The organism is Ferrovibrio terrae (assembly GCF_943372915.1).
GTDB classification, from domain to species: Bacteria; Pseudomonadota; Alphaproteobacteria; order Ferrovibrionales; family Ferrovibrionaceae; genus Ferrovibrio; species Ferrovibrio terrae_A.
Genome location: NZ_CALSAN010000007.1, coordinates 62,149 through 87,911, shown reverse-complemented (window position 1 = coordinate 87,911; position 25,763 = coordinate 62,149). Strand labels below are relative to the sequence as shown.

26 protein-coding genes, 1 tRNA gene and 1 pseudogene are annotated in these 25,763 nt (G+C 62.6%); 14 read left to right on the top strand and 14 right to left on the bottom strand.

What is annotated here, in order from left to right; genetic code table 11:
- Positions 1–57: 57 nt before the first annotated feature.
- The 4 genes and pseudogenes from AAG821_RS07020 to AAG821_RS07005 form a co-directional block, all read right to left on the bottom strand.
- On the bottom strand, positions 58–300 hold the full coding sequence (locus AAG821_RS07020) for a hypothetical protein (protein WP_341909368.1): 243 nt from the start codon (positions 298–300) through the stop codon (positions 58–60).
- Positions 301–333: 33 nt separating this feature from the next.
- Positions 334–987 carry a hypothetical protein gene (locus AAG821_RS07015; protein ID WP_341909370.1) on the bottom strand — a complete coding sequence of 218 codons (654 nt, stop codon included), beginning with the start codon at positions 985–987 and terminating at the stop codon, positions 334–336.
- Between the two features lie 139 nt (positions 988–1,126).
- Positions 1,127–1,405, bottom strand: coding sequence for a hypothetical protein (locus AAG821_RS07010; protein ID WP_341909372.1), 279 nt, complete (start codon positions 1,403–1,405; stop codon positions 1,127–1,129).
- Positions 1,406–1,515: 110 nt separating this feature from the next.
- A pseudogene (locus AAG821_RS07005) lies at positions 1,516–1,771 on the bottom strand (transposase); the annotation flags it as partial.
- Between the two features lie 83 nt (positions 1,772–1,854).
- Between AAG821_RS07005 and AAG821_RS07000 the strand changes: the two are divergent.
- Positions 1,855–2,454, top strand: a complete 600-nt coding sequence (locus AAG821_RS07000; RefSeq protein WP_341909374.1) for a hypothetical protein — start codon at positions 1,855–1,857, stop codon at positions 2,452–2,454.
- Positions 2,455–2,755: 301 nt separating this feature from the next.
- Positions 2,756–2,832: transfer RNA gene (locus AAG821_RS06995), tRNA-Arg, on the top strand.
- Positions 2,833–2,866: 34 nt separating this feature from the next.
- Here the strand turns inward: AAG821_RS06995 and AAG821_RS06990 are convergent.
- From AAG821_RS06990 to AAG821_RS06960, 7 genes are all read right to left on the bottom strand, one after another.
- Complete coding sequence (locus AAG821_RS06990) at positions 2,867–3,835, bottom strand: oligopeptide/dipeptide ABC transporter ATP-binding protein (protein WP_341909375.1); 969 nt, start codon at positions 3,833–3,835, stop codon at positions 2,867–2,869.
- Positions 3,828–4,811 (bottom strand): ABC transporter ATP-binding protein, encoded by a 984-nt coding sequence (locus AAG821_RS06985; RefSeq protein ID WP_341909377.1) that lies wholly within the window; start codon positions 4,809–4,811, stop codon positions 3,828–3,830. The genes AAG821_RS06990 and AAG821_RS06985 overlap by 8 nt, the downstream gene beginning before the upstream one ends.
- Positions 4,808–5,719, bottom strand: coding sequence for an ABC transporter permease (locus tag AAG821_RS06980; protein ID WP_341909380.1), 912 nt, complete (start codon positions 5,717–5,719; stop codon positions 4,808–4,810). The genes AAG821_RS06985 and AAG821_RS06980 overlap by 4 nt, the downstream gene beginning before the upstream one ends.
- Positions 5,719–6,726, bottom strand: a complete 1,008-nt coding sequence (locus tag AAG821_RS06975) for an ABC transporter permease (RefSeq protein WP_341909382.1) — start codon at positions 6,724–6,726, stop codon at positions 5,719–5,721. Before AAG821_RS06975 ends, AAG821_RS06980 begins: the two co-directional genes overlap by 1 nt.
- Positions 6,727–6,785: 59 nt before the next feature.
- A complete protein-coding gene (locus AAG821_RS06970; RefSeq protein WP_341909384.1) occupies positions 6,786–8,369 on the bottom strand; it encodes an ABC transporter substrate-binding protein in 1,584 nt (527 codons plus the stop codon).
- A gap of 30 nt (positions 8,370–8,399) precedes the next feature.
- The gene (locus AAG821_RS06965) at positions 8,400–9,065 is read right to left on the bottom strand and encodes an AroM family protein (protein WP_341909386.1); all 666 of its coding nucleotides are present in this window, start codon (positions 9,063–9,065) and stop codon (positions 8,400–8,402) included.
- 178 nt (positions 9,066–9,243) lie between these two features.
- The gene (locus AAG821_RS06960) at positions 9,244–10,173 is read right to left on the bottom strand and encodes an AroM family protein (RefSeq protein ID WP_341909389.1); all 930 of its coding nucleotides are present in this window, start codon (positions 10,171–10,173) and stop codon (positions 9,244–9,246) included.
- Positions 10,174–10,354: 181 nt separating this feature from the next.
- On the opposite strand from AAG821_RS06960, the gene AAG821_RS06955 reads away from it, so the two are divergent.
- From AAG821_RS06955 to rfbD, 12 genes are all read left to right on the top strand, one after another.
- Positions 10,355–11,431 carry a DUF917 domain-containing protein gene (locus tag AAG821_RS06955; protein WP_341909390.1) on the top strand — a complete coding sequence of 359 codons (1,077 nt, stop codon included), beginning with the start codon at positions 10,355–10,357 and terminating at the stop codon, positions 11,429–11,431.
- Positions 11,428–12,999, top strand: coding sequence for a hydantoinase/oxoprolinase family protein (locus AAG821_RS06950; protein ID WP_341909392.1), 1,572 nt, complete (start codon positions 11,428–11,430; stop codon positions 12,997–12,999). The genes AAG821_RS06955 and AAG821_RS06950 overlap by 4 nt, the downstream gene beginning before the upstream one ends.
- A gap of 127 nt (positions 13,000–13,126) precedes the next feature.
- Positions 13,127–14,212, top strand: coding sequence for a hypothetical protein (locus tag AAG821_RS06945; protein WP_341909395.1), 1,086 nt, complete (start codon positions 13,127–13,129; stop codon positions 14,210–14,212).
- Positions 14,209–15,309 carry a glycosyltransferase gene (locus AAG821_RS06940; protein ID WP_341909396.1) on the top strand — a complete coding sequence of 367 codons (1,101 nt, stop codon included), beginning with the start codon at positions 14,209–14,211 and terminating at the stop codon, positions 15,307–15,309. Before AAG821_RS06945 ends, AAG821_RS06940 begins: the two co-directional genes overlap by 4 nt.
- Positions 15,310–15,395: 86 nt before the next feature.
- Positions 15,396–15,836, top strand: a complete 441-nt coding sequence (locus AAG821_RS06935) for an FdtA/QdtA family cupin domain-containing protein (protein ID WP_341909398.1) — start codon at positions 15,396–15,398, stop codon at positions 15,834–15,836.
- A gap of 24 nt (positions 15,837–15,860) precedes the next feature.
- Complete coding sequence (locus AAG821_RS06930) at positions 15,861–16,550, top strand: acetyltransferase (protein ID WP_341909400.1); 690 nt, start codon at positions 15,861–15,863, stop codon at positions 16,548–16,550.
- Complete coding sequence (locus AAG821_RS06925; RefSeq protein ID WP_341909402.1) at positions 16,547–17,461, top strand: hypothetical protein; 915 nt, start codon at positions 16,547–16,549, stop codon at positions 17,459–17,461. The genes AAG821_RS06930 and AAG821_RS06925 overlap by 4 nt, the downstream gene beginning before the upstream one ends.
- Entirely contained in the window at positions 17,439–18,398 is a 960-nt protein-coding gene (locus tag AAG821_RS06920) for a hypothetical protein (RefSeq protein ID WP_341909403.1), read from the top strand. The genes AAG821_RS06925 and AAG821_RS06920 overlap by 23 nt, the downstream gene beginning before the upstream one ends.
- Before the next feature lie 11 nt (positions 18,399–18,409).
- Positions 18,410–19,543, top strand: a complete 1,134-nt coding sequence (locus AAG821_RS06915) for a DegT/DnrJ/EryC1/StrS family aminotransferase (RefSeq protein ID WP_341909405.1) — start codon at positions 18,410–18,412, stop codon at positions 19,541–19,543.
- A gap of 28 nt (positions 19,544–19,571) precedes the next feature.
- Positions 19,572–20,450: a glucose-1-phosphate thymidylyltransferase RfbA gene (gene rfbA / locus AAG821_RS06910; protein WP_341909407.1), complete on the top strand. Its 879-nt coding sequence runs from the start codon at positions 19,572–19,574 to the stop codon at positions 20,448–20,450.
- A gap of 17 nt (positions 20,451–20,467) precedes the next feature.
- Positions 20,468–21,058 carry a dTDP-4-dehydrorhamnose 3,5-epimerase gene (rfbC, locus tag AAG821_RS06905; RefSeq protein ID WP_341909409.1) on the top strand — a complete coding sequence of 197 codons (591 nt, stop codon included), beginning with the start codon at positions 20,468–20,470 and terminating at the stop codon, positions 21,056–21,058.
- A gap of 4 nt (positions 21,059–21,062) precedes the next feature.
- Positions 21,063–21,959, top strand: coding sequence for a dTDP-4-dehydrorhamnose reductase (gene rfbD / locus AAG821_RS06900; protein ID WP_341909411.1), 897 nt, complete (start codon positions 21,063–21,065; stop codon positions 21,957–21,959).
- Positions 21,960–21,977: 18 nt separating this feature from the next.
- Here rfbD and AAG821_RS06895 read toward each other — a convergent pair whose 3' ends face one another.
- The 3 genes from AAG821_RS06895 to AAG821_RS06885 all read right to left on the bottom strand — a co-directional run bounded on the left by AAG821_RS06895 (position 21,978) and on the right by AAG821_RS06885 (position 25,692).
- Positions 21,978–22,190 (bottom strand): alkylphosphonate utilization protein, encoded by a 213-nt coding sequence (locus tag AAG821_RS06895; protein WP_341909413.1) that lies wholly within the window; start codon positions 22,188–22,190, stop codon positions 21,978–21,980.
- 112 nt (positions 22,191–22,302) lie between these two features.
- Complete coding sequence (locus tag AAG821_RS06890; protein ID WP_341909415.1) at positions 22,303–23,595, bottom strand: solute carrier family 23 protein; 1,293 nt, start codon at positions 23,593–23,595, stop codon at positions 22,303–22,305.
- A gap of 186 nt (positions 23,596–23,781) precedes the next feature.
- Positions 23,782–25,692: a methyl-accepting chemotaxis protein gene (locus AAG821_RS06885; RefSeq protein WP_341909417.1), complete on the bottom strand. Its 1,911-nt coding sequence runs from the start codon at positions 25,690–25,692 to the stop codon at positions 23,782–23,784.
- Positions 25,693–25,763 lie beyond the last annotated feature (71 nt).

Here is a 25,763-nt window from a genome sequence, read left to right as displayed (position 1 = left end):
ATTATATACTTGAGTGAACAATGCCAGAAGTGTTGCAATATAACGGACAGGCCGGCGCTACTCAGTGCGCTGATCTTTCCGGCTTTGATACAGCCCAGCGCACTGAGCCAGCATCCGATTTACAGCGAGATTGGACATCGGGATGCGAAGTTCTGCTCCGCCCGCGAAACTCAGGCGGATTTGAACTGGCAATGAGCCTCCCTCAATCGCCATCCCTAGAAACCCTGAGGCAATTGGCGTCGTGTAAAGACCGTTTGGCTCTAATTCGAGCAGCTTTGGATCAGGCTGATCATGACTCATTTGAGATTACTCCTGAGATGTTGGAGCGCGGGTCTACGGTGCTTTGGGAGTCTGGCCGCTTGTATGGGCCGCCGTCAGATTCAGATCTGATTCTAGCGCGAGAAGTTTATGTTGCCATGATGATGGCCCGAAAGGGGCCTTCCGATCAGCAACTATAAGGTCCGATAGCGCCTGCACTTGTTTTGTGCGGCCATCGAAAATTTTGGCTGCGTTACTAACATCGTGTGGCGACATACCTAGAAACTGTTTTTTTTGGAACGCTGCAGCCAGTTCTCTTTGTGCACGGCGAGTAAAATCAAAAACCGGGCTAACCAAGCGGCAACGATTTTGCTCGTTAAAGTGGATTGTCACTACATTGCCGTGAACAATTTTGTTTCTGGTGTTTTTTGAGCGGTCTATTTTAGTCCTAAGGGAGTCCCAGCATGCCAGTATGCGAGGCGTAAGCTCGCTGCGTCGTTCTATATGCGTAATGGTGTTATCGATAATAGAAAGCCGCGTTTCTGTATTGGACGGGGCGTAGTACACTGCATACGGCATCTGATAGTTGGGTGTATCTAGGATCACCGCAAGAAGCCCAGCTAAGGCGTTCTCCAGGGTTCCCCATGACATTACGGCACCAGCGATGGCTAGACGCATTTCACGGTACTCTTGAAATACACGCAAATCAGAACCGAGCTGATCTTCCATGACCAAATCCCCTGATGATGCAAAGCGCGACGAGGTACTGAAGAAGATGCTTCAGACCAAGCCGCAGCCGCGTTAGACGAAAGTTAAAAAAAGAAGCCATCGGAAAAAAATAGAATGACAAATGATGGTAGATTTATCGCTATGGCTTTGGCTGCCGAAGCTGAGCCAACATTTGTTTCTGAGCGACTAGCAGCGACTCTATTGCGTTCTCCCACTCACTTGTCACGTAATCAGAAACGGCCGGATCGAAGCCTGGAAATATTTGCTTGGCCGCGCCATCGCGAAAGTCGTCGAAGTATTTCTGTATTTTCTCGTCTGAGAGGCCTGCTGTTGTGATGTGCGCAACAAACAGCTTTGTTACCAAATATTCGAGAGCGCTAAGACGCATCTCAAATTGGACTTTCTCTTGATCAATCATATGCCCCCTCCAAAAGAGAGATATTTGACGACACCTATTTGCGATGGCCTAGAAGAATCTGGCCAATCGCATAACAGAGTGCGCGTCGCACCGTAGCCGGAGCAATCGGCTTAGGCGCTGTGAGTCTGCCGATAGGTCAGGCGTTTGCCCTTGGCCCCTTGATGGACAGCCCAGCGCGGGCGTCGTCGTCAATGGAACAGCCGTTGTGGCGGAAATCAAATTCCGCCAGATAGCGGTGCAGGTGCTTTTCTTGGCGATGCCAAGCATGCCGCGCTTGAAGATCGAGAAGTCGCCCGCGACGGTATTGGTGTGGAACGGGCCGCGAGCGTATTCCTTTGCGGAATGGTTCACGGTGTCATGGCCGGCAACCAGTTTGTGGGCACCCTGAATACGTATGTACTCCAACAAGTTATTTGACAATATGTTCTTTTTATGTTCTTATATCCTTGATGAAATCCTTCACCTTCTCGCTCGCCGCCCGCTACACCGATGGCGTCACGCTGCCGCTGACCGGCCATGTCAGTGCGCCGGTCGCCGATGACGCCGACCACTACATCTGCAGCTTCGATTGCCCGCTGCTCGGCGGCGGCGGTCAGTTCCGCTCGCGCTATCCCGAATGGGCCTATTCCAAGGCCGTGTTATGGCTGCGGTTCAACATGGAAGGGCTCGGTTTCGAGATTCGCGATGCCGCAGGCCGCAAGGCGGAGATCGCCGTGCCGGTGACGGACGACTTCGGCATTCCCTGTTTCGCGCCGGCGCGGTTTCATGGCCGCGCGCTGCACAAGGGCGCGCTGGCCGAGTTCACCGCCGAGGTGCAGCCGCCGGAACCCGATCCGCACGGCGGCTGGGGCTGCCCGGTCCGCTGCTCGCTCTATGGCGGGCGCCTCGGCCCGATCCATTCCGACTGGCCGGAACATGCCTATGAGCTGAGTTTCGCCCTGCTGCGCAATCTGCTCGGTGGCAATCTGCGGGATGAGGTGCCGCCGGTGGATATGAGCGGTGCGCCCCTGCTGATCCGCGCGCCGGTGCGGCCGCCGCGCAGCCGGTGAGGCGGTTCGCGCGCAAGCTGCATGGCCCTGCGGGATGGACAGGGAGACGGCGAACGAACCCCAACGAACCCCAACGAACCCCAACGAACCCCAGCGAACCCCAGCGAACCCCAGCGAAGCTCAGCGAACCCCAGCGAACCTGAACGAACCTGAACGAACCCAAATGGAGCAGACCGAACCCCGGCGACTATGCAATGGCCCGGAGGCCGCCTGGCCCGCCGCACCGCCTTGCTTATGGGGGGCCTGCTCGGCTATGGTCCGGCCCGTTCGCGACCGGCGGGGTTTTGCCGGTCCGCCGCCGGCACCCGTAGCTCAGCTGGATAGAGCGCTGCCCTCCGAAGGCAGAGGTCACAAGTTCGAATCTTGTCGGGTGCACCATCTTTTCAATGATTTAGCCGGACTTCCGGCGCGGTCAGGCCGCCGGCCCGCGGGCAAAGCAGGCGCAGTCATGCCCGGCGTCCAGCGGCGCCAGCACCGGGCTGTCGGTGGCGCAGCGCGGCAGCATCGCCTCGGCGCAGCGCGTGTGGAAGCGGCAGCCGGGCGGCATGCGGCTCGCGGTCGGGATATCGCCGCCCAGCAGGCTGTGGCCAGCCGGCACGCCGGGTTTCGGGATCGCCGCCACCAGGGCCTGGGTATAGGGATGCTGCGGCCGGTCGAACACGGCTGCCACCGGGCCCTGCTCCAGCACGGCGCCGAGATACATCACCGCCACGCGGTCGCACAGATAGCGCACCACCGCCAGGTTATGCGAGATGAACAGGTAGGTGAGCTTCAGCTCCTGCTGCAGGTCTTTCAGGAAGCTCAGGATCTGCGCCTGCACCGAAACGTCCAGCGCCGAGGTCGGCTCGTCCAGCACCAGCAGCCGGGGTTTCAGCGCCACGGCGCGCGCGATGCACACGCGCTGCTTCTGGCCGCCCGAGAGTTCATGCGGATAGCGGTAGATGAAGCTGCGCGGCAGGCTGACCAGGTCCATCAGGCGGCTGACGCGGTCGATCAGCGGCTGGCCGCGCAGGCCGTCCTGCACCACCAGCGGCTCGGCGATGGCATCGAAAATGGTGTGCCGGCCGTTCAGCGCCGAATGCGGATTCTGGAACACGATCTGCATGTCGCGCCGCAGGGCGCGCAGCGCATCGCCATCAAGTGCTGTGATGTCCTGCCCGTCGAACAGGATGCGGCCTGCGGTGGGATCGGTCAGGCGCAGCAGCACCTTGGCCACGGTCGACTTGCCCGAACCCGACTCGCCCACGATGCCCAGCGCCTCGCCCGGCATCACATGCAGGCTGACGCCATCCACCGCCTTCACCGTGGCGGTGGCAAACGAGCCGCGCTTGACGGTGTAATGCTTGGTCAGGTTTTCCAGGCGCAGCAGCGGTTCAGACATGATGGCAGGCCACGCGATGAGTGTCGCTCAGGCGGCGCAGCAGCGGCTTCTCGCTGCGGCAGCGCGCATCCGCCAGCGGGCAGCGCGGATGAAAGCGGCAGCCCTGTGGCGGGGTGAGCAGATTGGGAATGCTGCCGGCGATGCCGACCAGCGTTGCCTGGTCGCCCTCGATATCGGGCAGGGCGGCCAGCAGCCCCTTGGTATAGGGATGGCGCGGCCGGGCCAGCAGTTCGGCAGTCGGCGCATCCTCCACCACGGTGCCGGCATACATCACGGCGATGCGGCGGCAGACCGCGGCCACCGCGCCGAGATCATGGCTGATCATGATGACGGCCAGTTTCAGGCGCTGCACCAGGTCGTCGATCAGTGCCAGCACCTGGGCCTGGATGGTGACATCCAGCGCCGTGGTCGGTTCGTCGGCGATCAAGAGGCGCGGCGAGCCGCTCAGCGCCATGGCGATCAGCACGCGCTGGCGCATGCCGCCCGACAGCTGGTGCGGATAGCGGTTCAGCAGCTCGGCGGCATCGGGCAGGCGCACCAGCTCCAGCATGCGGGTGGCATGGGCGCGGATGGCGGCGCGGTCCAGCCGTGCGGCTTTCGGCTTGCTGCCCTGCTGGGCGGCGATCACATCGCAGACCTGCTGGCCGATGGTCAGCACCGGGTTGAGGAAGGTCATCGGGTCCTGGAAGATCATGGCGATGCGCTGGCCGCGGATGGCGCGCCAGTCGGCGGCCGTGGCCTTCAGCAGGTCATGCTCTTCAAACATGATGCTGCCCGACAGCACGCGTGCCGGCGGCGATGGCAGCAGGCCCATGATGCTTTTCGCCAGCACCGACTTGCCGCAGCCGGTCTCGCCGACAATGCCCAGCGTCTCGCCTTCGGCCAGGCTGAGGTCGATGCCGTCCAGCACCTTGTAGGCGCCGTCGAAGGTATCGAAATCCAGGCGGTAGTCGCGGATGTCGAGAAGGCTGCTCATCGGCCGCGGCTTTTCGGATCGAGGATGTCGCGCAGGCCGTCGCCGAACAGGTTGAAGCCCAGCACGGTCAGGTAAATCGCCAGGCCGGGGAACAGCGCATACCACCACCAGTCCGGCATGTAGCTGCGCGCCACGCTGATCATGGCGCCCCATTCCGGGCTCGGCGGCTTGGCGCCCAGGCCGATGAAACCGAGGCTGGCGGCCGAAAGGATCGCCATGCCCATGTCCATGCTGGCCTTGACGATCAGCGGCGACACGCAGTTGGGCAGGATATGGTGGAACAGGATGCGCGGCGTGCGGGCGCCGATGGCGCGTGCCGCCTCGATATAGAGTTCCTCTTTCAGCGCGAGCGTCTTGCTGTCGATCAGCCGCACATAGCCCGGCCACCAGACCAGCGACAGTGCGATCACGCAGTTGGTGATGCCGGGGCCGAGTGAGGCAACGATCGCCAGCGCCAGCGCCAGGCCGGGCACCGAGAGGAACACATCGGTGATCCGCATGATCACCTCGCGGATGCGGCCGCCCATATAGCCGGCGAAGATGCCGAGCGGCACGCCGATGAGGGCGGCCACGCCGGTGATGATCAGGCCGATCCACAAAGATGTGCGGGTGCCGACGATCACCCGGCTGAGAATGTCGTTGCCCATCTCGTCGGTGCCGAAGGGATGCGTCAGCGACGGCGGCTTCAGGCGGTTGTCCAGATGCACCGCGCCCATGGTGTCTTCCGGATAGGGCGCGAGAGCAGGCCCGGCAGCGGCCAGCACCAGGAACAGCACGACCAGGAACAGGCCGAGCATGGAGGAAAAGCTGCGGCGGAACAGATGGGCATAGAGCCGCCATTGCCGGATGGTGCCGGCATGGCGGGCGCGCCAGCCGGTTGGGGCCACAGAGGTGGTGTCGCTCGCCATCACTGGGTCCGCAGGCGCGGATCGAGCCAGCCATAGGCCAGGTCGATCAGGAAATTGATGAAGATGAAGCAGAAGCCGATCAGCAGCGTGACGCCCAGCACCGGCTTGAAATCCGAATACAGCGCCGACTGCACGGCATAGAGCCCGATACCGGGCCAGTCGAACACGGTTTCCACCAGCACGGTGCTGCCCAGCATCCAGCCGAAACGCAGGCCGATTATCGCCAGGGTCGGCAGCATGGCATTCTTCAGCGCATAGACGGTGATGATGCGGAAGGCCGGAATACCGTTGGCGCGCGCGGCCACGATGTAATCCGACTGCAGCACCTCCAGCATCTCGGCGCGGTTGACGCGCAGGATCGAGGCCAGGCAGGGGAAAGAAAGCACCAGCGCGGGCAGGATGATATGCTGGAGGGCTTCGCGGAAGGTGTCGAACTCGCCGCGCAGCAGGCTGTCCACCAGATAGAGCCGCGTGATCGGCTCCGGCGGCGGCGTGATCAGTTCCAGCCGGCCCGAGACCGGCAGCCATTCCAGATGCACGGCGAAATACAGCTGCAGCAGCAGGCCGAACCAGAAGGCCGGCAGGGCCACGCCGGACACCGAGAAGATGCGGGTGGCATGATCGATCCAGCTGTCGCGATAGACCGCCGATAGCATGCCGAACGGCACGCCGATCAGGATGCCCAGCCCCATCGCCACCAGTACCAGTTCGAGCGTGGCGGGGAAATAGCGCAGCAGTTCATCGACCACCGGCTTGGTCGAGACAATCGAGCGGCCGAGATCGCCGCGCAGCACGCCGCCGATATAGACCGCATATTGCTCGGGCAGCGATTTATCCAGGCCGTATTCGCGGCGGATGGTTTCGACCATGTCCTGGGTGGCATTCTGGCCGGCCATCAGCTTGGCCGGATCGCCAGGCGCCACATTGGTGATCAGGAACATGATTGTCAGCAGGCCGAGCAGCATGAAGCCGAACAGCACCAGCCGTTTGCCGACAAAGAGAACCATGGGGCGCTTTCCGTTCTGGGCGGCCGACCCTGCAGCCGGCCGCCCTTACGATACTCTGCTTACTTTGCGTCGATCCAGAGCGGATAAAGATCGACTTCGCCGGTGAACCGGACCGGGCTGAAGGCAAAGCCCTTCAGGTAGTCGCGATGGGCCCAGCGGCGGTTCTGGATCATGCCGAAGACTTCCGGCTGGTCGGCCACGATCTTCTTCTGGATCTCGGCATAGAGCGGTGCGCGCTCTTCCCACTTGCCCAGCGTGCGCGCCCTGTCGATCAGGGCGTTCACGTCCGGGTTGTCATAGTGGCTCATGGCGAAATACTGGCCCCAGGCATTGCGGTGATACTGATAGGCCACCGCATCGGGGTCGGTCGAGATCGGCGTCACGTAAACGCTGGTCATGTTGGGCGCCGTATCGGGCTTCGAGCCCTTGGCGACCATGTTGGGCCACTGTTCCGGCGTCACATTCACCTTGATGTTCAGCTTCGACAGATTGTCGAGCAGCACCAGGCCGATGCGGCGCGCCTCTTCCAGGCCGGCGACATGGTAGTAGTCGAGTTCGATGCCGCCATTGGGATAGGCCGACTTGGCCAGATATTCCTTGGCCTTGGCCAGATCCTGCTTCGGACGCTCGGGCACATCGATATGGCCCTGCATGCCTTGCGGGAAGGGGCTGGTCTCAAGGATCGCGGCACCGTTATAGACCTTGACGAAGCTGTCGTAGTCCACCGCATAGGCAATCGCCTTGCGCAGGTTGATATCCTTGGTCGGGCCGGTCTGGGTGTTGAACTTGATGCCGAAGGTGGTCATGCCGGCATGGCTCTGCACCACGATGCCCTTGGTGCTCTTGATCTGGTCGTAATCGTCGGGCGTCAGACCCTCGACGATATCGGCCTCGCCGCGCTGCAGGGCGGCCTTCTGGGCCGCCGGCTCGCGGATGATCTTGTAGATGATGCCGGCCGGGCGGTTCTTTTCGCCCTGCGGCCAGCCCTTCCAGTAATCATCCACCGCGACCAGCTCGTACAGCACATTCTGCTCCCAGCGCTTGGTCTTGAATGGGCCGCTGCCGGCCGCATTCTCGGTCAGCCACTTCTGGCCGTAATCGCCATCGACCTCATTGGCCTTCACCTGCTTGGGGTTGACGATATACCACCACGGAATCCAGCTGATGAACGGCGCATAGGAGGATTTCAGGTTAAAGCGGACGGTATGGGCATCCACCACCTCGATCCCCGACGGATCGAGCACATCCTTCAGCATCCAGGCCACGCCCTTGTTAAGCTTCAGGCCGCGCTCGAAGGAATAGCGCACCGCTTCGGCATCTACCGGATCGCCATTGTGGAACTTGGCGTTCTTCACCAGATGGAAGGTCCAGGTCTTGGCATCCGGGCTCGATTCCCACTTCTGCGCCAGCCAGGGTTCGATCTTGGCCGGGTTGCCGTTGTATTTGGCCATCGCGTCATAGAGCGACTGCTGCATCATCCGGATCGACCAATCGTAGCGCACATGCGGGTCGATCACGGGCACCTGCTGGCGACCGCCGAACACGATCACCTTGCGGTCGCCGACCCGTTCAAAGGCGGCAGCCGGCAATGCGGCTGTGGACAGAAGTGCTGCGGCAAGGCCGAGCATGACGAATTTCTTCATGGCAGAAGCTCCCCTTTGGTTTCCCTGATGTCAGACGATTTGCTGTACGGCGCCGGCGACGATGCGTCGCGCCAGTAGGACCGGCTTGTTGGTGACGGCGGCGGCTTCGGCGCGCATCGCTTCGGAATAGCCCATGCAGTGCATGACGATCAGGTCGCAATCGGCCACTTCGCGCGCGGCCGCTGCCAGGCGGTCGCCGCTATAGGGCGAATAATGCGTTGCCTTGACCTTGCGGTCGGCATCGGAGTGCACATGGAATTCCTGCACCTGGCGTTCCAGCGGCAGGATGACGCCGAGATTCTGGCAGCCGAGCGAAAAAGCGTCGACGGTGGCATCGACCACGCGTTGCGACTCGATCAGCAGCGTCTTGCTGCCCAGATGATCGAAATGGCCGGTGCAGAGCAGGGTGATGGCATCGAATCCTTCACCGTCCAGCCGGTCGAACAGGGCCTGCAGGCGGTCGCGGGTCTGGTCCTTGCCGATCACCACCTCACTGCCGTCACGCATGCGGGTGCACAGGCTGGCTTCGCCGGCGCGCGGCGCCATGGCGGCCACTTCGGCGGCTGTCAGGTCATCCAGAGCGCCGAATTCCACGGCATCGATCTTGCTGCCAACCCGGGCGAGGATTTCCGGCGTCAGGTCGATGCGCGGCGCCTGGCCGATAGTGACGAAAGCGATACGCGGGGCATGCGGCATGGCCGGCCTTCCTGTGAGATGCGACTCTGGCGTCTGCAGTCAGGAAGGCTATGCGATGGCCGGCACCGGGCAAATACGGGTGAACACTTACAGGGCCGGGTTGGGAAGTCGTCCCCGCTGCGCGTTTTTTGTGCGCTGCGGCATGATTCCGGTCTCTACCGTCGCGCTGGCGGCCCGGTCAGTGGTCGGCGTGCTGTGCTGCCAGAACCAGCCGGATCAGGGCGCCAACCGAACTGGCCTCCATCTTTTCCATCACCTTGGCGCGATGGATTTCGACCGTGCGCGGACTGATGTCCAGCTGGCGCGCAATGGCTTTGTTGGATAGCCCCTCGGTGACCAGGGACATCACCTGCCGCTCACGCGGTGTAAGCCTGCCAATGCGGTCGTCTACATCGCTGCGGGGCGGTGCGACCTCCGCGGCTGCCGGGGCAACCGCGCGCATGCCGGGGTCCAGCAGCAGGCGGATCGCACCAGCCACCATGCGGCGGGCCAGGATCACCTGCTTGCCGGTATGGCGCGTGATGATGCTGCGGTCTTCCTCGGTAAAGCTGACCGAGTTCAGCACGATCAGGTCGCAGGAATCGAGATCGGTGGCGGCGTCGCGCAGGCTGTCTGCCACGCCGCTTTCGGCATAGCTGAAGCGCAGCGACAGGCCGGGCACGGAATAGCCGGCATTTTCGGCAATCTGGCGATGGGTGGGATAAATCACCCCCACGGTCTGGCCGGCAGCGGCGATGGCGTCGATCGAGGCCTCCATGGCGCGCTGGGCATTCACCATCGGGCAGGGGCTTTCGAATTCGCGGAACAGGCCGGTCGACAGGATCACCACCAGGTCGTAGCGCTGGCTGTCGAGCGAACGGCAGATCGCCTCCAGCCGCTCGGCGACCCGGGGCTTGGACACCAGCACTTCGCGTCCATCGCGCAGGCGGGTGATCAGGCAGTATTCATCGGCCTGCGGGGCCAGAGCGGCGATCTCGCTATCGCTCAGGCCGTCCAGCGCGCCGAATTCCTCCACCTCGATGGGTGCCGGCATGTGCGCCAGGATATCGGGCAGCACATCGGCCCGCGGTGTCTGCCCCACGGTCAGGCTGGCCACACGGCGGCGCAATGATGAATTCGTAGGCAAAACAGCCGTTTCTCGCTCCGCAATCATGGGGTCATCTAAGCCCCTCGGCTGCGGGGGAACAAGCCTTTCATACGTATCCATCCTGATACCCGAGCGGGGAGCGGACGGCGTAGCGTGGCGGCCATCGGATTCGGCAAAAGTCGGGATAAGGATTGGGGCGCAGATGCGCGAAATCGGCGAACACGAGATTGAACCTCTGGCAATCGGGGCCTGGATTCTGGGGACCGGCGGTGGCGGCAGCCCGTATCTCAACTATCTCAACCTGCGAAAGCTGTATGCCCAAGGGCATCGCATCTCCCTGATGGATCCGATGGACCTGAAGGACGACGACCTGGTCGCGGTGGTGTCGAACATGGGCGCGCCGCTGGTGGGGCAGGAGCGGCTGAACGATCCGGCCACTGCGGCGCGCGCCGTGGAAATGATGGAAGAGTATCTCGGCCGCAAGTTCCGCGCCGTCATGAGCGTGGAGATCGGCGGCGGCAACGGCCTGCAGCCCCTGCTGGTCGCCGCCCAGATGCGGGTACCTGTGGTCGATGCCGACGCCATGGGGCGCGCCTATCCGGAAGCGCAGATGACCAGCTTTGCCATCGGCGACCTGCCGATGTATCCGCTCAGCCTGTGCGACGTGCGCGGCCATGAAAGCTTCGTTACCAAGGTCACGACCTGGAAGTGGATGGAGCGGATCAGCCGCAAGATCTGCGTTGAGGTCGGCTCGATCGCTTCGACCTGCAAGGCGCCGCGCAGCGGCAAGGAGGTCAAGCAGTGGGGCATCCATTACACGACCACAAAGGCGATCCGCATTGGCGAGGCGGTGCTGAAGGCGCGCAAGGCGCACAGCGACCCGATTGCCGCAGTGCTTGCGCTTGAGGGCGGAAAGGAAGTCTTCAAGGGCAAGATTTCCGATGTGCAGCGTCGCGCCACTGAAGGATTCCTCCGTGGCAAGGCCACCATTGAGGGCCTGGACGACAATCGCGGCAGAAGCATGATTCTGGATTTCCAGAATGAATTCACTGTCGGCACCATCAACGGCAAGCCCGAGGTGATGACGCCGGACCTGATCTGCGTGTTGGACACGGTATCGGGCGATGCCATCGGCACAGAAACGTTGCGCTATGGCCAGCGTGTCACGGTGATCGCCCTGCCGGCTCCGGCCGTGCTCACCACCAGCAAGGGCTTGCAGCATGTCGGCCCGCGCGCCTTCGGATATGACATCGACTTCAAATCGGTATTTGCAGCATGAAACGCATCGGCATCGATGTCGGCGGCACCAATACGGACGCCGTCCTGGTAGAAGACAGCAAGGTGGTGGCGGCGGTGAAGGCGCCGACCACGCAGGACGTGATGTCCGGCGTGGTGGATAGCCTGCAGCAGCTGCTGCAAAAGGCCGGCAACCGGGTTTCCGGTGTCGAGGCCGTGATGATCGGCACCACGCATTTCGTCAATGCCGTGGTGCAGCGGCGCGACCTGATCCGCGTTGCCGCCATCCGCGTCAGCCTGCCGGCGTCGCAGTCTCTGGAGCCGATGATCGACTGGCCGCAGGATCTGCGTGAGACTGTCGACCCCATGATCTTCATGGTCGAGGGCGGTCATGAATATGATGGCCGCATTTTCATGCCGCTGGACGAGCAGGCGGTGCGCGATGCGGCACGCAGGATTCGCGATGCCGGTATCCGCTCGGTCGGTATTTCGGCCACCTTTTCCCCGCTGACCGCCGAGCATGAATTGCGTGCGGCCGAGATCGTGCGCGAGGTTTATCCAGAGGTCGCCATCACGCTGTCGCATACGCTTGGTCGTATCGGTCTGCTGGAGCGTGAGAATGTCACGCTGCTCAACGCCTGTCTGGTCGAGTTGGGCCGCAAGACAACCGATGCCTTCAAGGCGGCTTTGGCTGGCGTTGGCATCCGCGCGCCATTCTATCTGACCCAGAATGACGGCACCGTTATGCTGGCCGAGGTGGCGGCGCAGTTCCCGGTCTACAGCTTTGCTTCCGGTCCGACCAATTCCATGCGCGGCGCGGCTTTCCTGACGCGCCTGGAAGATGCCATGGTGGTCGATGTCGGCGGCACCACCAGCGATATCGGCTGTCTGGTGCACGGTTTCCCGCGCGAAGCCAACAATGTCGTCGAGATCGGTGGCGTGCGCACCCTGTTCCGCATGCCCGACCTGCTGTCGCTGGGTCTGGGTGGCGGCACATTGATCAATGAGAAGCCATTCAGCGTTGGTCCGCGCAGCGTCGGGTTCCGCCTGCCGCAGGAGGCGCTGGTGTTTGGCGGCACCACGCTGACCAGCACGGATATCGGCGTGGCAGCCGGCCTGATCGATCTTGGCGATAAGAACCGGGTCAGGCATCTGCCGCGCAGCCTGGTCGATGATGCCCTCGCACGGATGCGCGACATGCTGGAAGAAGGCATCGACCGCATGAAGACCCAGGCCGAGGATGTCACCCTGATCGCGGCCGGCGGCGGTGCTTTCCTGATCCCGGAAAAGCTCGCCGGCGTCGGCCGGGTGCTGCATGTCGAGCATTCCTCGGTGGCGAATGCCGTGGGCGCGGCCATCGCACAGGTCTCGGGTGAAATCGACCAAGTGTTCAGCGGCCTGAGCCGCGATGAAGCCCTCTCGCAGGCGCGCAAGCTGGCCGAGCAGAAGGCGGTCCATGGCGGCGCGGATGCCGGCACGCTGAAGCTGGTCGAGATCGAGGATCTGCCGATCGCCTATCTCCCGGGCAATGCAATGCGCGTGCGGGCGCGCGTGGTGGGCGATATTGCCGATATCGGCGCCGGCGCGGCAATCCAGGCGGCGGCGGGCTGACAGGTCGCGCCTAGCGGTTTCCCGTTGGGAATCCGGCGATTAAGGGCGATTCTGCAGCCGGCGCCTCGCTGCGTCCGGCGGAATAGGTATACTCCTGACGCTGCGAATCGGGGGACCAGGCCAGCCCATGCGTGTCGTCTTTGCGGTCAATGCCGTGCCCCATGCTCCGGTGGCCCAGATGAGCCACCTGGCCAGCGCGCGCTATCGCGGCTTCATTCCCGTGCGGCAGATGCAGCAGGATGGCGTGCGCGCCGAAGTCTCAACGGTCATGGACCTCTTCCGCCCCGATTTCGATACCCGGCTCGACCTGCTGGTGCTGCATCAGCCCAAGCATGACATCCTGATGCTGGCCAATGTCATCTCGGTGCTGCTCGACAAGATCGACAAAATTCGCGCTGAAGGCGGCCGGGTGGTGATCGATGTGTCCGATTTCAAGTTCAGCGCTGAATTCCTGGACGCCATGGCCAAGGCGCTCGGCCCCGAGCAGACCAAGGCCTACCGCGTGATCCTGGATGCGATCTTCGCCCGCTGCGATGCCGTCACTGCACCGACCGAGGCACTGGCCGGGCTGCTGCGCACTGCCTTGCGCAATGCCCGCCCGGTCTTCGTCATCGACGATGTTGTGGAAGTGGCGCGGCAGGAGGCAAGGTTTGCCCCGGCCGGAGAACTGAAGCTTTTGTGGTTCGGTTTCCTGTCGGCGCATATCGCGGCCCTGCGCCAGCTGGTGCATGAGGACTTGGCGAGCATCCGCGCCACCATGCCCTGCCGGCTGCATCTGGTCTGCGAGAAGCTGCCGACGGTGGAAAGCCGCCAGGTCTTCGGTGCCGCCGATCCGGCTACGCTTGGCGTGACGCATGAGCCCTGGTCGGTGCCGGTGCTGGAGGCAGCACTGGCGGCCTGCGACATCGTCGTGCTGCCCTTCGATGCCGGCTCGCTGATGTCGAAAGGCAAAAGCAATAACCGGGCCCTGCAGGCGCTGGCGGCGGGACGTGCCGTGGTGGCGCATCCGCTGGAGAGCTATCGCAGCCTCGGGGATTATATCGGCCTGGATGAGTCCATCCCGTCCGCCATTGCCACCGCGCTGGCCGATCCGGCCGCGACGCTGGCGCGGTTGCGCGCCGGTCAGGCTTATGTCGAAGGCCGCTACAGTCCCCCGGCGATCGCGGCGCGCTGGCTTGATGTCGCGCGCGACTTGCAGGCAGCGACCGCGTGACCCAGCCAGCCGCAGCACCGCTGACCATCCTGGCGCTGGCCACCAGTGTGTCGCCGACACTGGCGATCCATCTGCTGCGCCCGCTGCAGGGCCTGGCCGGTTTCAACATCCAGATGCTGACCCAGGATGCCCTGGCGCAGATCGCCAAGGGCGCCCCGCCCGGCATGGATGCACCGACGCTGGCTGGGGTCATTCTCGACAAGGTGCAGCCGGCGCTGGTGTTCTCCAGCCGCTATAACGGGCCGCTGGCCGCCGATTTCATGCAGGCCAGCCACCAGCGCGGCCTGCCTTTCGTCTTTCATCTCGATGACAACCTGATGGAAGTCTCGGCCGATCAGGGCGCCGACAAGGTGGCTTACTATAACCATCCGAAGCGCCTGCAGGCATTGCGCCTGCAGATGGAACTGGCCTCGGTGTCCTATTTCAGCACGGATGCATTGCGCGACCGGATGCTCGCACTCGGCATCGCCGTGGCCAACAGCCATGTCGGCCCGATCTGCGCGGCCGTCGATCTGCTGCCGTTGCCGGCGCCAACAGAGGCGGCGCCGGTATTCGGCTATGCCGCCAGCGGGGGGCATAGCGAGGATCTGAAACTCGCGTTGCCCGGCATTGTCGCGGCGCTGGAGCGGTTTCCCCAGGTCCGGTTCGAACTGATCGGTTCGCTGGACCATCTGCCCGAGGCCTTGCTGCCGTTCGGGGAGCGCGTGCGGCATGAGCGCCGCTTCATTGCCTATGACGACTATCTGGTTGACCTGCAGCGTCGCAACTGGTCGCTTGGCCTGACACCGCTGTGCGACAATCCCTTCACCCGCATGAAGACCTATACCAAATGGGTCGAATACACGGCGGCTGGCCTGCCGGTGATCGCCTCCGACCATCCGATCTATCGCGACTGCTGTGCCGATGGTGCCGCACTGCTGGTCAAGGACGCCGACTGGGTTACGGCCCTGCCGGACCTGCTCGGTGACCCGGCCCGCCGGCAGGCCATCCTGACCAAGGCACGCGAGCGGGTCGGACGGGAATACTCGGTGGCGCGGCTACGGGCGCAGCTGTTCGACGTTTTCCGCCACGCAGGGCTGGTTTTACCAGCGGATTGAGGTCGCCAATCGCAAAAAACCGTTAACCATTTATGCGGTAAAGTGCGGAAAACCATGCCGACTTTACAGCAGCCAGGAGACGGGTAATGGACGACGGCAAGAGCTGGACGGTCGTCGATCTGCCGGTGGTGCATGACCCACGCGGCAACCTCACTTTTGTTGAGGGCGGTCGGCAGGTGCCCTTTGACATCGCCCGCGTCTATTATCTTTACGACGTGCCGTCGGGCTCTGAGCGCGCCGGCCATGCCCATAAGGTGCTGTCGCAACTGATTGTTGCCGCTTCGGGCAGTTTCAGCATTCACCTCGATGACGGCCGTGTGCAGGAATCGATCTTTCTCAATCGCTCGCACAAGGGCGTGCTGATCGGTCCGATGGTCTGGCGCGTGATCAACAACTTCTCGTCCGGCGGCGTCTGCCTGGTGATGGCGTCCACGGTCTATGACGAAAGCGACTATTTCCGCGACCATGCCACCTTCCGCAAGGCGGCAGTGGCGAAATGGGCGGCGCTTGGCATTCCGGTGCCGTGAGCCGGCTGCGGCAGGGAGGGCGCGATGGACAAGACCAAGGACCTGGTGATCGTCGGCGACGGTGAATTCGGCGAAATCGCCTATGAATATTTCACCCATGATTCCGATTTCCGCGTCGTCGGTTTCGCCGCCGAGCGTGCCTTCCTGATCAAGGACCGGATGTACGATCTGCCGGTGGTGGCGCTGGAAGATATCGAGACGCAGTTCCCACCTGACCGCTGCCTGGCGCATGTGGCGGTGACTTATACCAAGCTCAATCGCGTGCGGGCCCGGCTCTGCGGCATTGCCCGCGCCAAGGGCTATGTGCTGGCCAATTATGTCAGCTCGCGCGCCTTCGTCTGGCGCAATGTCACGCTGGGTGACAATGTCTTCATCTTCGAGAATAACGTGATCCAGCATCATGTGCGGATCGGCAGCGGCGTGGTGCTGTGGAGTGGCAACCACATCGGCCATCGCTCGGCGATCAACGATTATTGCTTTGTCTCCTCGCATGTGATGATCCCGGGCTATTGCGAGATCGGCTCGCACAGCTTTATGGGCGTGAATGCCACGCTGGCCGATCATGTCAAGATCGGCCGGGACAACTGGATTGGTGCCGCCAGCGTCATCCTGAAAAACACTGAGGACAACCAGCTGTTCGGCGTGGAAGCTACGCCGCCTTCAAAGGTGCCGGCGCGCCGCTATTTCAAAGTTCCGGATGACAGTGCGACATGAAGTGGCAGAAGCGCGGTCTGATTTACGGCCCGGATGGCAGTTCCGCATGGGCCAAGCATAGCTGCCTGACGCCGACTCCGGTGCTGATGGGCGATATCATCCGCGTCTATTGCGGGTTTCGCGATGGCGAGGGCCGTTCACGCATCGGATTTGTCGATGTACGGGCCGAGGATCCGTCTGTGGTGGTCGGCGTATCGCGCGAGCCGGTGCTGGATATCGGCATGGCCGGCTGTTTTGACGACAACGGCGTGATCCTGGGCGATGTGGTCGCCGATGGCGATCGGCTCCGCATGTATTATGTGGGTTTCCAGATTGTGGCGCGGGTGAAATTCCTGGCCTTCACCGGTCTGGCTGTCAGCACGGATGGCGGAAACTCTTTCCAGCGCGCGCAGGCGGCGCCGGTGCTCGACCGCGCCGATGAGGGTCTGTTCATTCGTGCGGTGCATACGGCGATGCCCGACAAAGCCGGTGGCTGGCGCATTTGGTATGCGGCTGGCAGCGGCTGGGAACCGATCAAGGGCGGCTTCTATCCGCAGTATCACATTCGCCATCAGGCATCAGCGGATGGTGTCCGTTTCGACGCCACCGGCGATCTCTGCCTGCCGCCGGCGGGCCGCGAATACCGCATCGGGCGGCCACGCGTCTATGTCGGCGAGACGGGCTACCGCATGATCTTCACCAAGGGCAGCGTGGATGGTGATTACACGCCGGGCTATGCCACCTCGCGCGATGGCGTGCATTGGAAGCGCGATGATTCCCAGCTTGGCATCGGCCTGTCGGACGATGGCTGGGATTCACGGCATCTGTGCTATCCCAGCGTGATCCATTACGGCAGCAAGATCTGGATGTTCTATAACGGCAACGACATGGGGGTCGATGGCTTTGGCTATGCAGAGCTCATCGCGCATTAAGGTCGTTCGCTACGCGGCGCATTGCAAGGCCGAATGGGATGGCTTTGTGGCGACGGCACGCAACGGCTATTTCATCTTCAAGCGGGATTACATGGATTACCATGCCGACCGCTTCGAAGATTGCTCGTTGCTGTTTTACTGCGATGACGATCTGGTGGGAATCCTGCCGGCCAACAGCCGTGATGGCAGCCTGCACAGCCATCAGGGACTGACCTATGGCGGCATGCTGTTCGGCATGGATATGACGGCCGCGATCATGTTGGACTGTTTCCAGGCGCTGATCGGCTTCATGCGTGAAGCCGGTCTGCATCGCCTGGTCTACAAGCCGATCCCCTATGTCTTCTGGACGCAGCCATCGCAGGAAGATCTTTATGCCCTGACCCTGAATGGCGCGGTGTTGACTCGTCGCGACCTGTCTTCGGCACTGTTTATCGAAGGCGGGCTGAAATACACCAAGGGCAAGAAATCGAATATCTCGCGCGCCCGCCGCAACAGCCTTGAGGTGCGGCTGTCGCAGGATTACGCCACCTTCATTCCCATGCTGGCGACCATCCTTGAGACGCGGCATGGCGTCACGCCGGCCCATAGCGTGGCCGAGATGCAGCTGCTCAGTTCACGCTTCCCGGAGCAGATCCTGCTCTACGGGGCCTTCCAGGGTGAAGCCATGCTGGCCGGCTGCGTGATCTACGACAACAAGCCGGTTTTCCATACCCAGTACATGGCGAGCACGCCGGAAGGCAAAGCCATTGGGGCCCTGGATTTTCTGCTCGACCATCTGCTGACCGGGCCGTATGCCGGCCATCGCTTCTTGAGTTTCGGCGTTTCCACCATCGACCAGGGCCGCACCCTCAATTATGGCCTGATCGAAAGCAAAGAGGCTTTCGGCGCCCGCGGGCTTGTGCATGATTGGTACGAACTGGCGGTGACGCCGCAATGAGTGAGCCAACAATGCCGCGCGCGATAACCATACCGTTCTTCGATATCGGCCCGACCCATGCGGGAATCGCGGCCGGTTTGAATGACGCCTGGCGCAGCACGCTGCAGCGTGGCCATTTCATCATGGGCGAGGCGCTCCAGGGATTTGAGATGGCATTCGCGCGCTATTGTGGTGCGCAGGCGGCCATTGGTGTCGCCAACGGCCTTGATGCCCTGACCCTGACGCTGGAGGCGCTGGGGATCGGGGCCGGTGACGAGGTGATCGTGCCGGCGCATACTTTTATTGCCACCTGGCTCGGGGTGTCGCGGGCCCAGGCGCGGCCGGTGCCGGTCGATTGCGACCCGGCCACCTGCAATATTGATCCGGCTCGCGTGGCGGCGGCCATCACCAGTCGTACCAGGGCGGTGATTGCCGTGCACCTGTATGGCAATCCGGCCGACATGGCGCCGCTGCAGGCGCTGGCCGCCAAGCACGGCCTGCATCTGATCGAGGATGCCGCCCAGGCCCATGGTGCCACCTATCGCGGGCACACTACCGGCACGCTGGGTATTGCCGCCGGCTTCAGTTTCTATCCGACCAAGAATCTCGGTGCCCTGGGCGATGGTGGTGCTGTGGTCACCAGCGATGCTGGTGTGGCGGCGCGGTTGCGACTGCTGCGCAATTATGGCTCCGAACGCAAATACGAGCACCAGGTTGCCGGCTGCAATTCGCGCCTCGATGAACTGCAGGCGGCCCTGCTCAGCGTCAAGCTGCCGCAGCTCGACAGCCTCAATTCCCAGCGCCGCCAGATCGCCCGCGCCTACAGCAAGGGGCTGGCTGATCTGAACAGCATCACCTTGCCAGTCATCACGGAAGGGGCGGAAGCCGTGTGGCATCTCTATACCATCCGCCACCCGCAGCGCGATGCGGTGATCGCCTGCCTGGCGGAGGCGGGTGTGCAGGCCATGATCCATTATCCGGCCCCCCCGCATCTGCAGCCGGCCTATGCTGATCTGGGCTATGGCCGGGGCGCTTTCCCGGTGGCGGAATCGATCGCGGCCCAGACTATCAGCCTGCCGATTTGGCCCGGCATGAGCAGCGCCCAGATCGCCCATGTGATAGACTCGGTCCGCATGGCGGCGACAAACCCGCCGGCGGCAGCGTAGCAGTGACGCAGAAAAGGTACGGACGGCAATGAAAGGCATCATCCTGGCGGGCGGCGCGGGAACTCGGTTGCATCCGGCAACGGCGGTGACCAGCAAGCAGCTGATCCCAATCTATGACAAGCCGATGATCTATCATCCGCTGACCACGCTGATGCTCGCCGGCATCCGCGAGATCCTGATCATCACTACGCCGCGCGACCAGGTGGCTTTCCGCAACCTGCTGGGCGATGGCAGCCAGTGGGGCATCGCCATTACCTATGCCGTGCAGCTTGAGCCAAACGGCATTGCGCAGGCCTTCATCATCGGTCGCAATTTCATCAATGGGGAAGCTTGTGCCCTGGTGCTGGGTGACAACATCTTTTATGGCGAAGGCTTTGGCGATGTGCTGCGTCGTGCGGCCCGCATTCAGGATGGTGCCGTGGTCTTCGGCTACTGGGTCGCCGATCCGGAACGGTACGGCGTGCTGGAACTCGGTCCCGACAAGACGCCGAAGGCCATCATCGAAAAGCCCGCCAATCCGCCGACCAACTGGGCAGTCACCGGCCTCTACTTCTACGACAAAGCGGTCTGTGATATTGCCGCGACGCTGAAGCCCTCGGCACGTGGCGAACTGGAAATCACCGATCTCAACAATGTCTATCTGCAGCGCGGAAAACTGAAAGTGGAGCTGTTCGGCCGCGGGTTCGCCTGGCTCGATACCGGTACACCCGACAGCCTGCTGGAAGCTTCCAACTTCATCGCCACGGTGGAGAAGCGCCAGGGACTGAAGATTGCTGCCCCGGAAGAAGTCGCATGGCGGCAGGGGTATATCGATGCCGCGCAGCTTGAAAAACTCGCCAGTGCTTACAGCAAGAATGCCTATGGCCAGTATCTGCGCCGCATCCTCAACGAAGGCCGTGACCGCTAGGCCGGGCAGGACATATCATGCGCATCATCGCCACCGACCTGCCTGACGTTTTCATCATCGAGATGAAGATATTCTCCGACGACCGCGGCTTCATCAAGGAGTTGTGGAATGCACCGCGATACCTGAACCAGGGACTTGGTGTGCCGTCGGTTCAGACCAATTTCTCGCGCTCCCGCAAGGGCGTGATCCGCGGCCTGCATTATCAGGAGCCACATGGCCAGGGCAAGCTGGTGACCGTGGTGGCGGGTGAGGTGTTCGATGTCGCCGTCGATATCCGCAAAGGCTCCCCCACCTTCGGTCGCTGGACCGGCACGATCCTGAGTGGCGACAATCACCAGCAGCTGTGGATTCCACCGGGTTTCGCCCATGGTTTCTCGGTGCTGAGCGATCAGGCTGATTTCCTCTACCAGTGCACGGCGCCCTATGATCCCAGCTGCGAGCATGCGATCCGCTGGAACGATCCCGCCATCGGCATCGACTGGAAACTGAAAGATCCGATCATTGCCAAGAAGGATCTGGCCGCACCGCTGTTGGCCGAGGCCAAGGTTCTGCCACCCTATTATCCGCTGCCGCCACTGATCGTCACCAACGGCAGGCACGAAGGCTGAGGCTATGCTACGCCAGTCCAAGCTGCGTCTGGCCGTCATCGGAATGCAGGGCCAGCTGGCACGCTCTCTCGCCGAACTGATCGGCGAGGATGTCGATATCGTTCGTATCGGCCGACCGCAGCTTGACCTCGCGGCACCGGAAACCGTTGCTGCCGCTCTGGCAGGTCTGCCCGTGGATATTGTCGTCAATGCGGCGGCCTATACGGCGGTTGATCGGGCAGAATCCGAACCTGACTTGGCCTTTGCGATCAACCGCGATGGTGCTGCGGCCGTAGCAGAGGTCTGTGTGCGAAACAAACTGCCACTGATCCATGTTTCCACCGATTATGTTTTTGATGGTAGCAAGACGGGCCCATATCGTGAAGATGACCCCTGCAACCCGCAGGGTGCTTATGGGCGCTCGAAACTGGCCGGTGAGCAGGCGGTGCTGGCGGCTTTACCGCAGGCCGTGATCCTGCGTACCGCCTGGGTCCATAGTCCTTTCGGCGCCAATTTCGTCCGCACCATGCTGCGGCTCAGTGCCGAGCGCGACAGCCTGCGTGTGGTGGCCGATCAGCACGGCTCGCCCAGCTATGCCCCCGATCTTGCAGCCGCCGTGCTCACCATGGCGCAACGTCTTATGGCTGCGCCTAGCGATGCAGCGCTTTCCGGGATTTTCCATCTTGCCGGCTCCGGTGCCACCACATGGCACGGCCTGGCCAGCGAGATCATGGCGGTGGCGGGCAGTCTCGGGGGGCGCAGCGTGCCAGTGGAGGCGATCACCACGGCCGACTATCCGACGCCGGCGAAGCGTCCCGCCAACTCGGTGCTGGATACCAGCAAGATCGCGGCAGTCTATGGCATCCGCATGCCGCCCTGGCAGGATGGCGTGCGGCGCTGCGTCGCGCGCCTGCTCGGGTAAATAAAACCGCGCGGCCCGTCAGGCCTTTTTCACGAAACAGGCTTTCAGCACCAGGCCCTTCACCTTGTCGGTGCGACCTTCGATTTCCTCCTCATCGTCGGTGAGGTGGATATTCTTGATTACCGTGCCGCGTTTCAGGGTGGCATTGGCGCCCTTCACCTTCAGATCCTTGATCAGGACGACACTGTCGCCTTCGGCAAGCAGGTTGCCGTTGCTGTCTTTCACATCCACGTCTGCGTCTCCAGAGTGATTCTCTTACCGTGGCAGACCATACGCGGCAGCAGCCTAGAAAAGAACCGCGACGGAAATTCTTTCCGCCGCGGCCTATCGTGTCGAGTCCGGACTACCGGCTGCTGCGGCCGTTCAGGATCTGATACAGGATGATGGCGCCGAAGGTGGCGGTGCCGATCCCACCCAGCGAGAAGCCGCCGAATTTCAGCATCAGGTCGCCAGCGCCCACAGTCAGGGCCACGCCCACCGTGATCAGGTTGCGGGCATTCGAGAAATCGACCTTGTTCTCGACCCAGATTCGGCCAGCCGTCGCCGAGATCAGTCCGAACACCACCAGGGACAGGCCGCCGAGCACGGAGCCTGGGATGGTGAGGATCAGCGCGCCGAATTTGGGCGAGAAGCCGAGCAGGATGGCGAAGAGCGCCGCCACGATGAAGATCAGCGTGGAGAAGATCTTGGTGACTGCCATCACGCCCATGTTTTCGGCATAGGTGGTCATGCCGGTGCCGCCGCCGGCGCCCGAGATCATGGTGGCGATACCATCGCCCAGGAAGGCCCGGCCCAGCAGCGGGTCGAGATTGCGTCCGGTCATCACGCCGATCGCCTTAACATGACCCAGATTCTCCGCCACCAGGATGATCGCGACGGGTGCGATCAGCGCCATGGCCCCGGCCTCAAAGACCGGTGCGGTGAAGTTGGGCATGCCGATCCAGGCGGCATTCATCACGCCGCTGAAATCGATCGGTTTGCCCATGCCGGCACCGTTGGCCAGCACGGCATAGACGATATAGGCCACCAGGCCGCCGAGCAGGATGGGCAGGCGTTGCAATGTACCGCTGGTATAGACGGCGATGACACCGACCGCGACCACGGTGAGCAGGCCGATGAACGCATCGAAGCCATTGGCACTGACGCCTTTCACGGCAATCGGTGCCAGATTGAGGCCGATCACGGCCACGATGGCACCGGTCACCACCGGCGGCATCAGGGTCTCGATCCAGCCATGCCCTGCCTTCATCACGATCAGGCCAATAACGGCATAGACCGCACCGGCAGCGATGATGCCGCCGAGCGCCACGCCGATATTGGCATTCGGGCCGCTGCCGCTATAGGCCGAGGCCGCGATCACCACGGCGATGAAGGAGAAGCTGGAGCCCAGATAGCTCGGCAGCTTACCGCCGGTAACAAAGAAGAAGATCAGCGTGCTGATGCCCGAGAACAGGATCGAGACATTGGGATCGAAACCCATCAGCAGCGGCGCCAGCACGGTGGCGCCGAACATGGCAACCACATGCTGCAGGCCAACCGCAATCGTCTGCCCCATGGGCAGCCGCTCATCCGGTGCGATCACGCCTCCGGTCTTCAGTGTCCAGCGCGACAGGAAGCCGCCATCTGACTGTGCCATTGGTTTCCCCTTTGCTTTTTCGTCTGCGAGTGCGAGCGGTCGGGGCAGGCGGCTTATTGTTATGCATACAGAAACATGCCGCCGAGTCTTCGACCAAAGTCGATCATTCGGCGTCACGCAGGGCGTGTCAAACGGGTAAAGCGAGTCGCTTTATACGCGGCTCCGAGTCGGGCGGGGTGGCATGGTTCAGTGCCGGCCGGTATCGAAGAATCCGACCAGCTGTGCCAGCTGCTGGGCCTGGGTGGCGAGCTGCTGTGCCGAGGCCGATGTCTCCTCGACCAGGGCGCCGTTGCGCTGCGTCATCTCGTCCATCTGGCCGACTGCAGTGTTGATCTGATCCAGTCCCGTCGCCTGTTCGCGCGAAGCGGCGGCGATATCAGCGACGATATCTGAAACCTTCTTCACCGATTCCATGATGTCGGTCAGCGAGCGGCCGGCCTGGCCAACCAGATCGGCCCCGGTCTTCACCTGACTGTTCGAGGCACTGATCAGCGTCTTGATGTCCTTGGATGCGTCGGCGGACCGCTGCGCCAGGGCACGGACCTCCTGCGCAACGACGGCAAAGCCCTTGCCGGCCTCGCCGGCGCGGGCGGCTTCGACCGAGGCATTCAGTGCCAGCAGGTTGGTCTGGAACGCGATTTCGTCGATCAGCGATACGATATCGCCGATTTTGCGGGCGCTTTCTTCGATCCCGTTCATCGCGCCCGTTACCTTGCTCATGATGGTGCCGCCCTGTTCGGCAGCATTGCGCGCGGTGGCGGCCATCTGGTTGCCGGCTTCGGCATTGTCGGCGTTCTGCTTCACGGTCGTGGTGATCTCGTGCATTGAGGCAGCCGTCTCTTCAATCGAAGCGGCCTGACTTTCAGTGCGCTGGGCCAGATCCTGGCTGGCGGTGGAGATTTCGGCGGAAGCATTGCGCACCACCTGGGCGGTCTCGGCCAGCCGCGCTGCGAAATCCCGCAGCTTGCCGGCCATGGCATTGACGCTGTCCTTCAATTGGCCGTAGACCCCGCTATAGGCGCCATCGACAGAGCGGGTCAGCTTGCCCTCGGCCATGGCGCCAGTGACATCAGCCAGCTCTCGGGTCATCTGCTGCAGGGTGTTGGTCAGGCTGTTGAGCTGCTGGCTGATGGTAAGCAGGAAGCCATCTTTGTCGGCTTCCTCCAGTCGCCCGGCCAGATCACCGCTGGCGACACGCTCGCACAGGGTGGATATCTCGGCGATGGCCTGGCGTTCGCGTGCTTCGCGGGCATTGCGCTCACGTTCGGTTTCGGCACGCTGGGCTTCGGCATTGGCTTCGGCGCTACGCTTGTCGATGGCGTTCTGACGGAAGACCACCAGGGACCGGCCGATCAGGCCAACTTCGTCGCGGCGGCCATCATCGACAATCTCAATATCAAGGTCGTCCTGAGCGAGGCGTTCCATGCCTGTGATCATGCGGCGCAGTGGGCGGCTGATTGCCGCCAGTGTGATCAGGATGGCAAGGCCGAGACCGATGGCCGCGCCGATGCCAGACTGGGTCAACATGAAAGCGGTGGCACGCTCGCCATCTTCGCGTGCCTTGGCGCTGAATTCGGTGATCTCCTTGGAGATCGCGTCTTCCATCGGCCGGATGCGGGCGCGGATTTCCTCAGCCTGTGCCACACCGCGCACGGCGGCCTGCTGGCTCGCTGCCGCATCGCCCTGTTCAGCCAGTTGCAGCACGGTGCGGTGGACGGTTTCGTAGGCCTGTACCGCCTGCACCATGGCAGCGAGGCGCTGCTGTGCCTCCGGGGCATGCAGCAGTCCCTTCAGATTGTCGATGCGCACACCCAGCCGTCGCCGTTCATCGGCTGCCTTGGCGGCAAGATCATTCCGCGCTGCCGGTGTTGCAGCATGCGGGATCGATTCGACCATGCGAATCCAACTCAGGGCATTGGCTGTGCCACGCCCGGCATTTTCGACCCGTTTAGCTTGCAGTTCGAGTTCGACGATGTCGGCGGAGAGTTCGTGCAGGCCGCGATAGCCGGTCCAGACACTGGCGGCCATGGCGGCCAGCAGCACGGCGATCACCGCCATGATCTTCCACAAGATACCCCAGCTTTTGAATGACAGCATGATGTGTCCCCCACTGCAGCGGATCAGGAATGTCCATTATTCAATGCATAAAGCAGTGGAAATATCACCAG

Excerpts from the sequence above, each read along its gene's own strand:
- AAG821_RS07020 (WP_341909368.1), bottom strand. The coding sequence starts at position 300 with ATGAGTCATGATCAGCCTGATCCAAAGCTGCTCGAATTAGAGCCAAAC.
- AAG821_RS07015 (WP_341909370.1), bottom strand. The coding sequence starts at position 987 with ATGGAAGATCAGCTCGGTTCTGATTTGCGTGTATTTCAAGAGTACCGT.
- AAG821_RS07010 (WP_341909372.1), bottom strand. The coding sequence starts at position 1,405 with ATGATTGATCAAGAGAAAGTCCAATTTGAGATGCGTCTTAGCGCTCTC.
- AAG821_RS07000 (WP_341909374.1), top strand. The coding sequence starts at position 1,855 with ATGAAATCCTTCACCTTCTCGCTCGCCGCCCGCTACACCGATGGCGTC.
- AAG821_RS06990 (WP_341909375.1), bottom strand. The coding sequence starts at position 3,835 with ATGTCTGAACCGCTGCTGCGCCTGGAAAACCTGACCAAGCATTACACC.
- AAG821_RS06985 (WP_341909377.1), bottom strand. The coding sequence starts at position 4,811 with ATGAGCAGCCTTCTCGACATCCGCGACTACCGCCTGGATTTCGATACC.
- AAG821_RS06980 (WP_341909380.1), bottom strand. The coding sequence starts at position 5,719 with ATGGCGAGCGACACCACCTCTGTGGCCCCAACCGGCTGGCGCGCCCGC.
- AAG821_RS06975 (WP_341909382.1), bottom strand. The coding sequence starts at position 6,726 with ATGGTTCTCTTTGTCGGCAAACGGCTGGTGCTGTTCGGCTTCATGCTG.
- AAG821_RS06970 (WP_341909384.1), bottom strand. The coding sequence starts at position 8,369 with ATGAAGAAATTCGTCATGCTCGGCCTTGCCGCAGCACTTCTGTCCACA.
- AAG821_RS06965 (WP_341909386.1), bottom strand. The coding sequence starts at position 9,065 with ATGCCGCATGCCCCGCGTATCGCTTTCGTCACTATCGGCCAGGCGCCG.
- AAG821_RS06955 (WP_341909390.1), top strand. The coding sequence starts at position 10,355 with ATGCGCGAAATCGGCGAACACGAGATTGAACCTCTGGCAATCGGGGCC.
- AAG821_RS06950 (WP_341909392.1), top strand. The coding sequence starts at position 11,428 with ATGAAACGCATCGGCATCGATGTCGGCGGCACCAATACGGACGCCGTC.
- AAG821_RS06945 (WP_341909395.1), top strand. The coding sequence starts at position 13,127 with ATGCGTGTCGTCTTTGCGGTCAATGCCGTGCCCCATGCTCCGGTGGCC.
- AAG821_RS06935 (WP_341909398.1), top strand. The coding sequence starts at position 15,396 with ATGGACGACGGCAAGAGCTGGACGGTCGTCGATCTGCCGGTGGTGCAT.
- AAG821_RS06930 (WP_341909400.1), top strand. The coding sequence starts at position 15,861 with ATGGACAAGACCAAGGACCTGGTGATCGTCGGCGACGGTGAATTCGGC.
- AAG821_RS06925 (WP_341909402.1), top strand. The coding sequence starts at position 16,547 with ATGAAGTGGCAGAAGCGCGGTCTGATTTACGGCCCGGATGGCAGTTCC.
- AAG821_RS06920 (WP_341909403.1), top strand. The coding sequence starts at position 17,439 with ATGCAGAGCTCATCGCGCATTAAGGTCGTTCGCTACGCGGCGCATTGC.
- AAG821_RS06915 (WP_341909405.1), top strand. The coding sequence starts at position 18,410 with ATGCCGCGCGCGATAACCATACCGTTCTTCGATATCGGCCCGACCCAT.
- rfbA (WP_341909407.1), top strand. The coding sequence starts at position 19,572 with ATGAAAGGCATCATCCTGGCGGGCGGCGCGGGAACTCGGTTGCATCCG.
- rfbC (WP_341909409.1), top strand. The coding sequence starts at position 20,468 with ATGCGCATCATCGCCACCGACCTGCCTGACGTTTTCATCATCGAGATG.
- rfbD (WP_341909411.1), top strand. The coding sequence starts at position 21,063 with ATGCTACGCCAGTCCAAGCTGCGTCTGGCCGTCATCGGAATGCAGGGC.
- AAG821_RS06890 (WP_341909415.1), bottom strand. The coding sequence starts at position 23,595 with ATGGCACAGTCAGATGGCGGCTTCCTGTCGCGCTGGACACTGAAGACC.
- AAG821_RS06885 (WP_341909417.1), bottom strand. The coding sequence starts at position 25,692 with ATGCTGTCATTCAAAAGCTGGGGTATCTTGTGGAAGATCATGGCGGTG.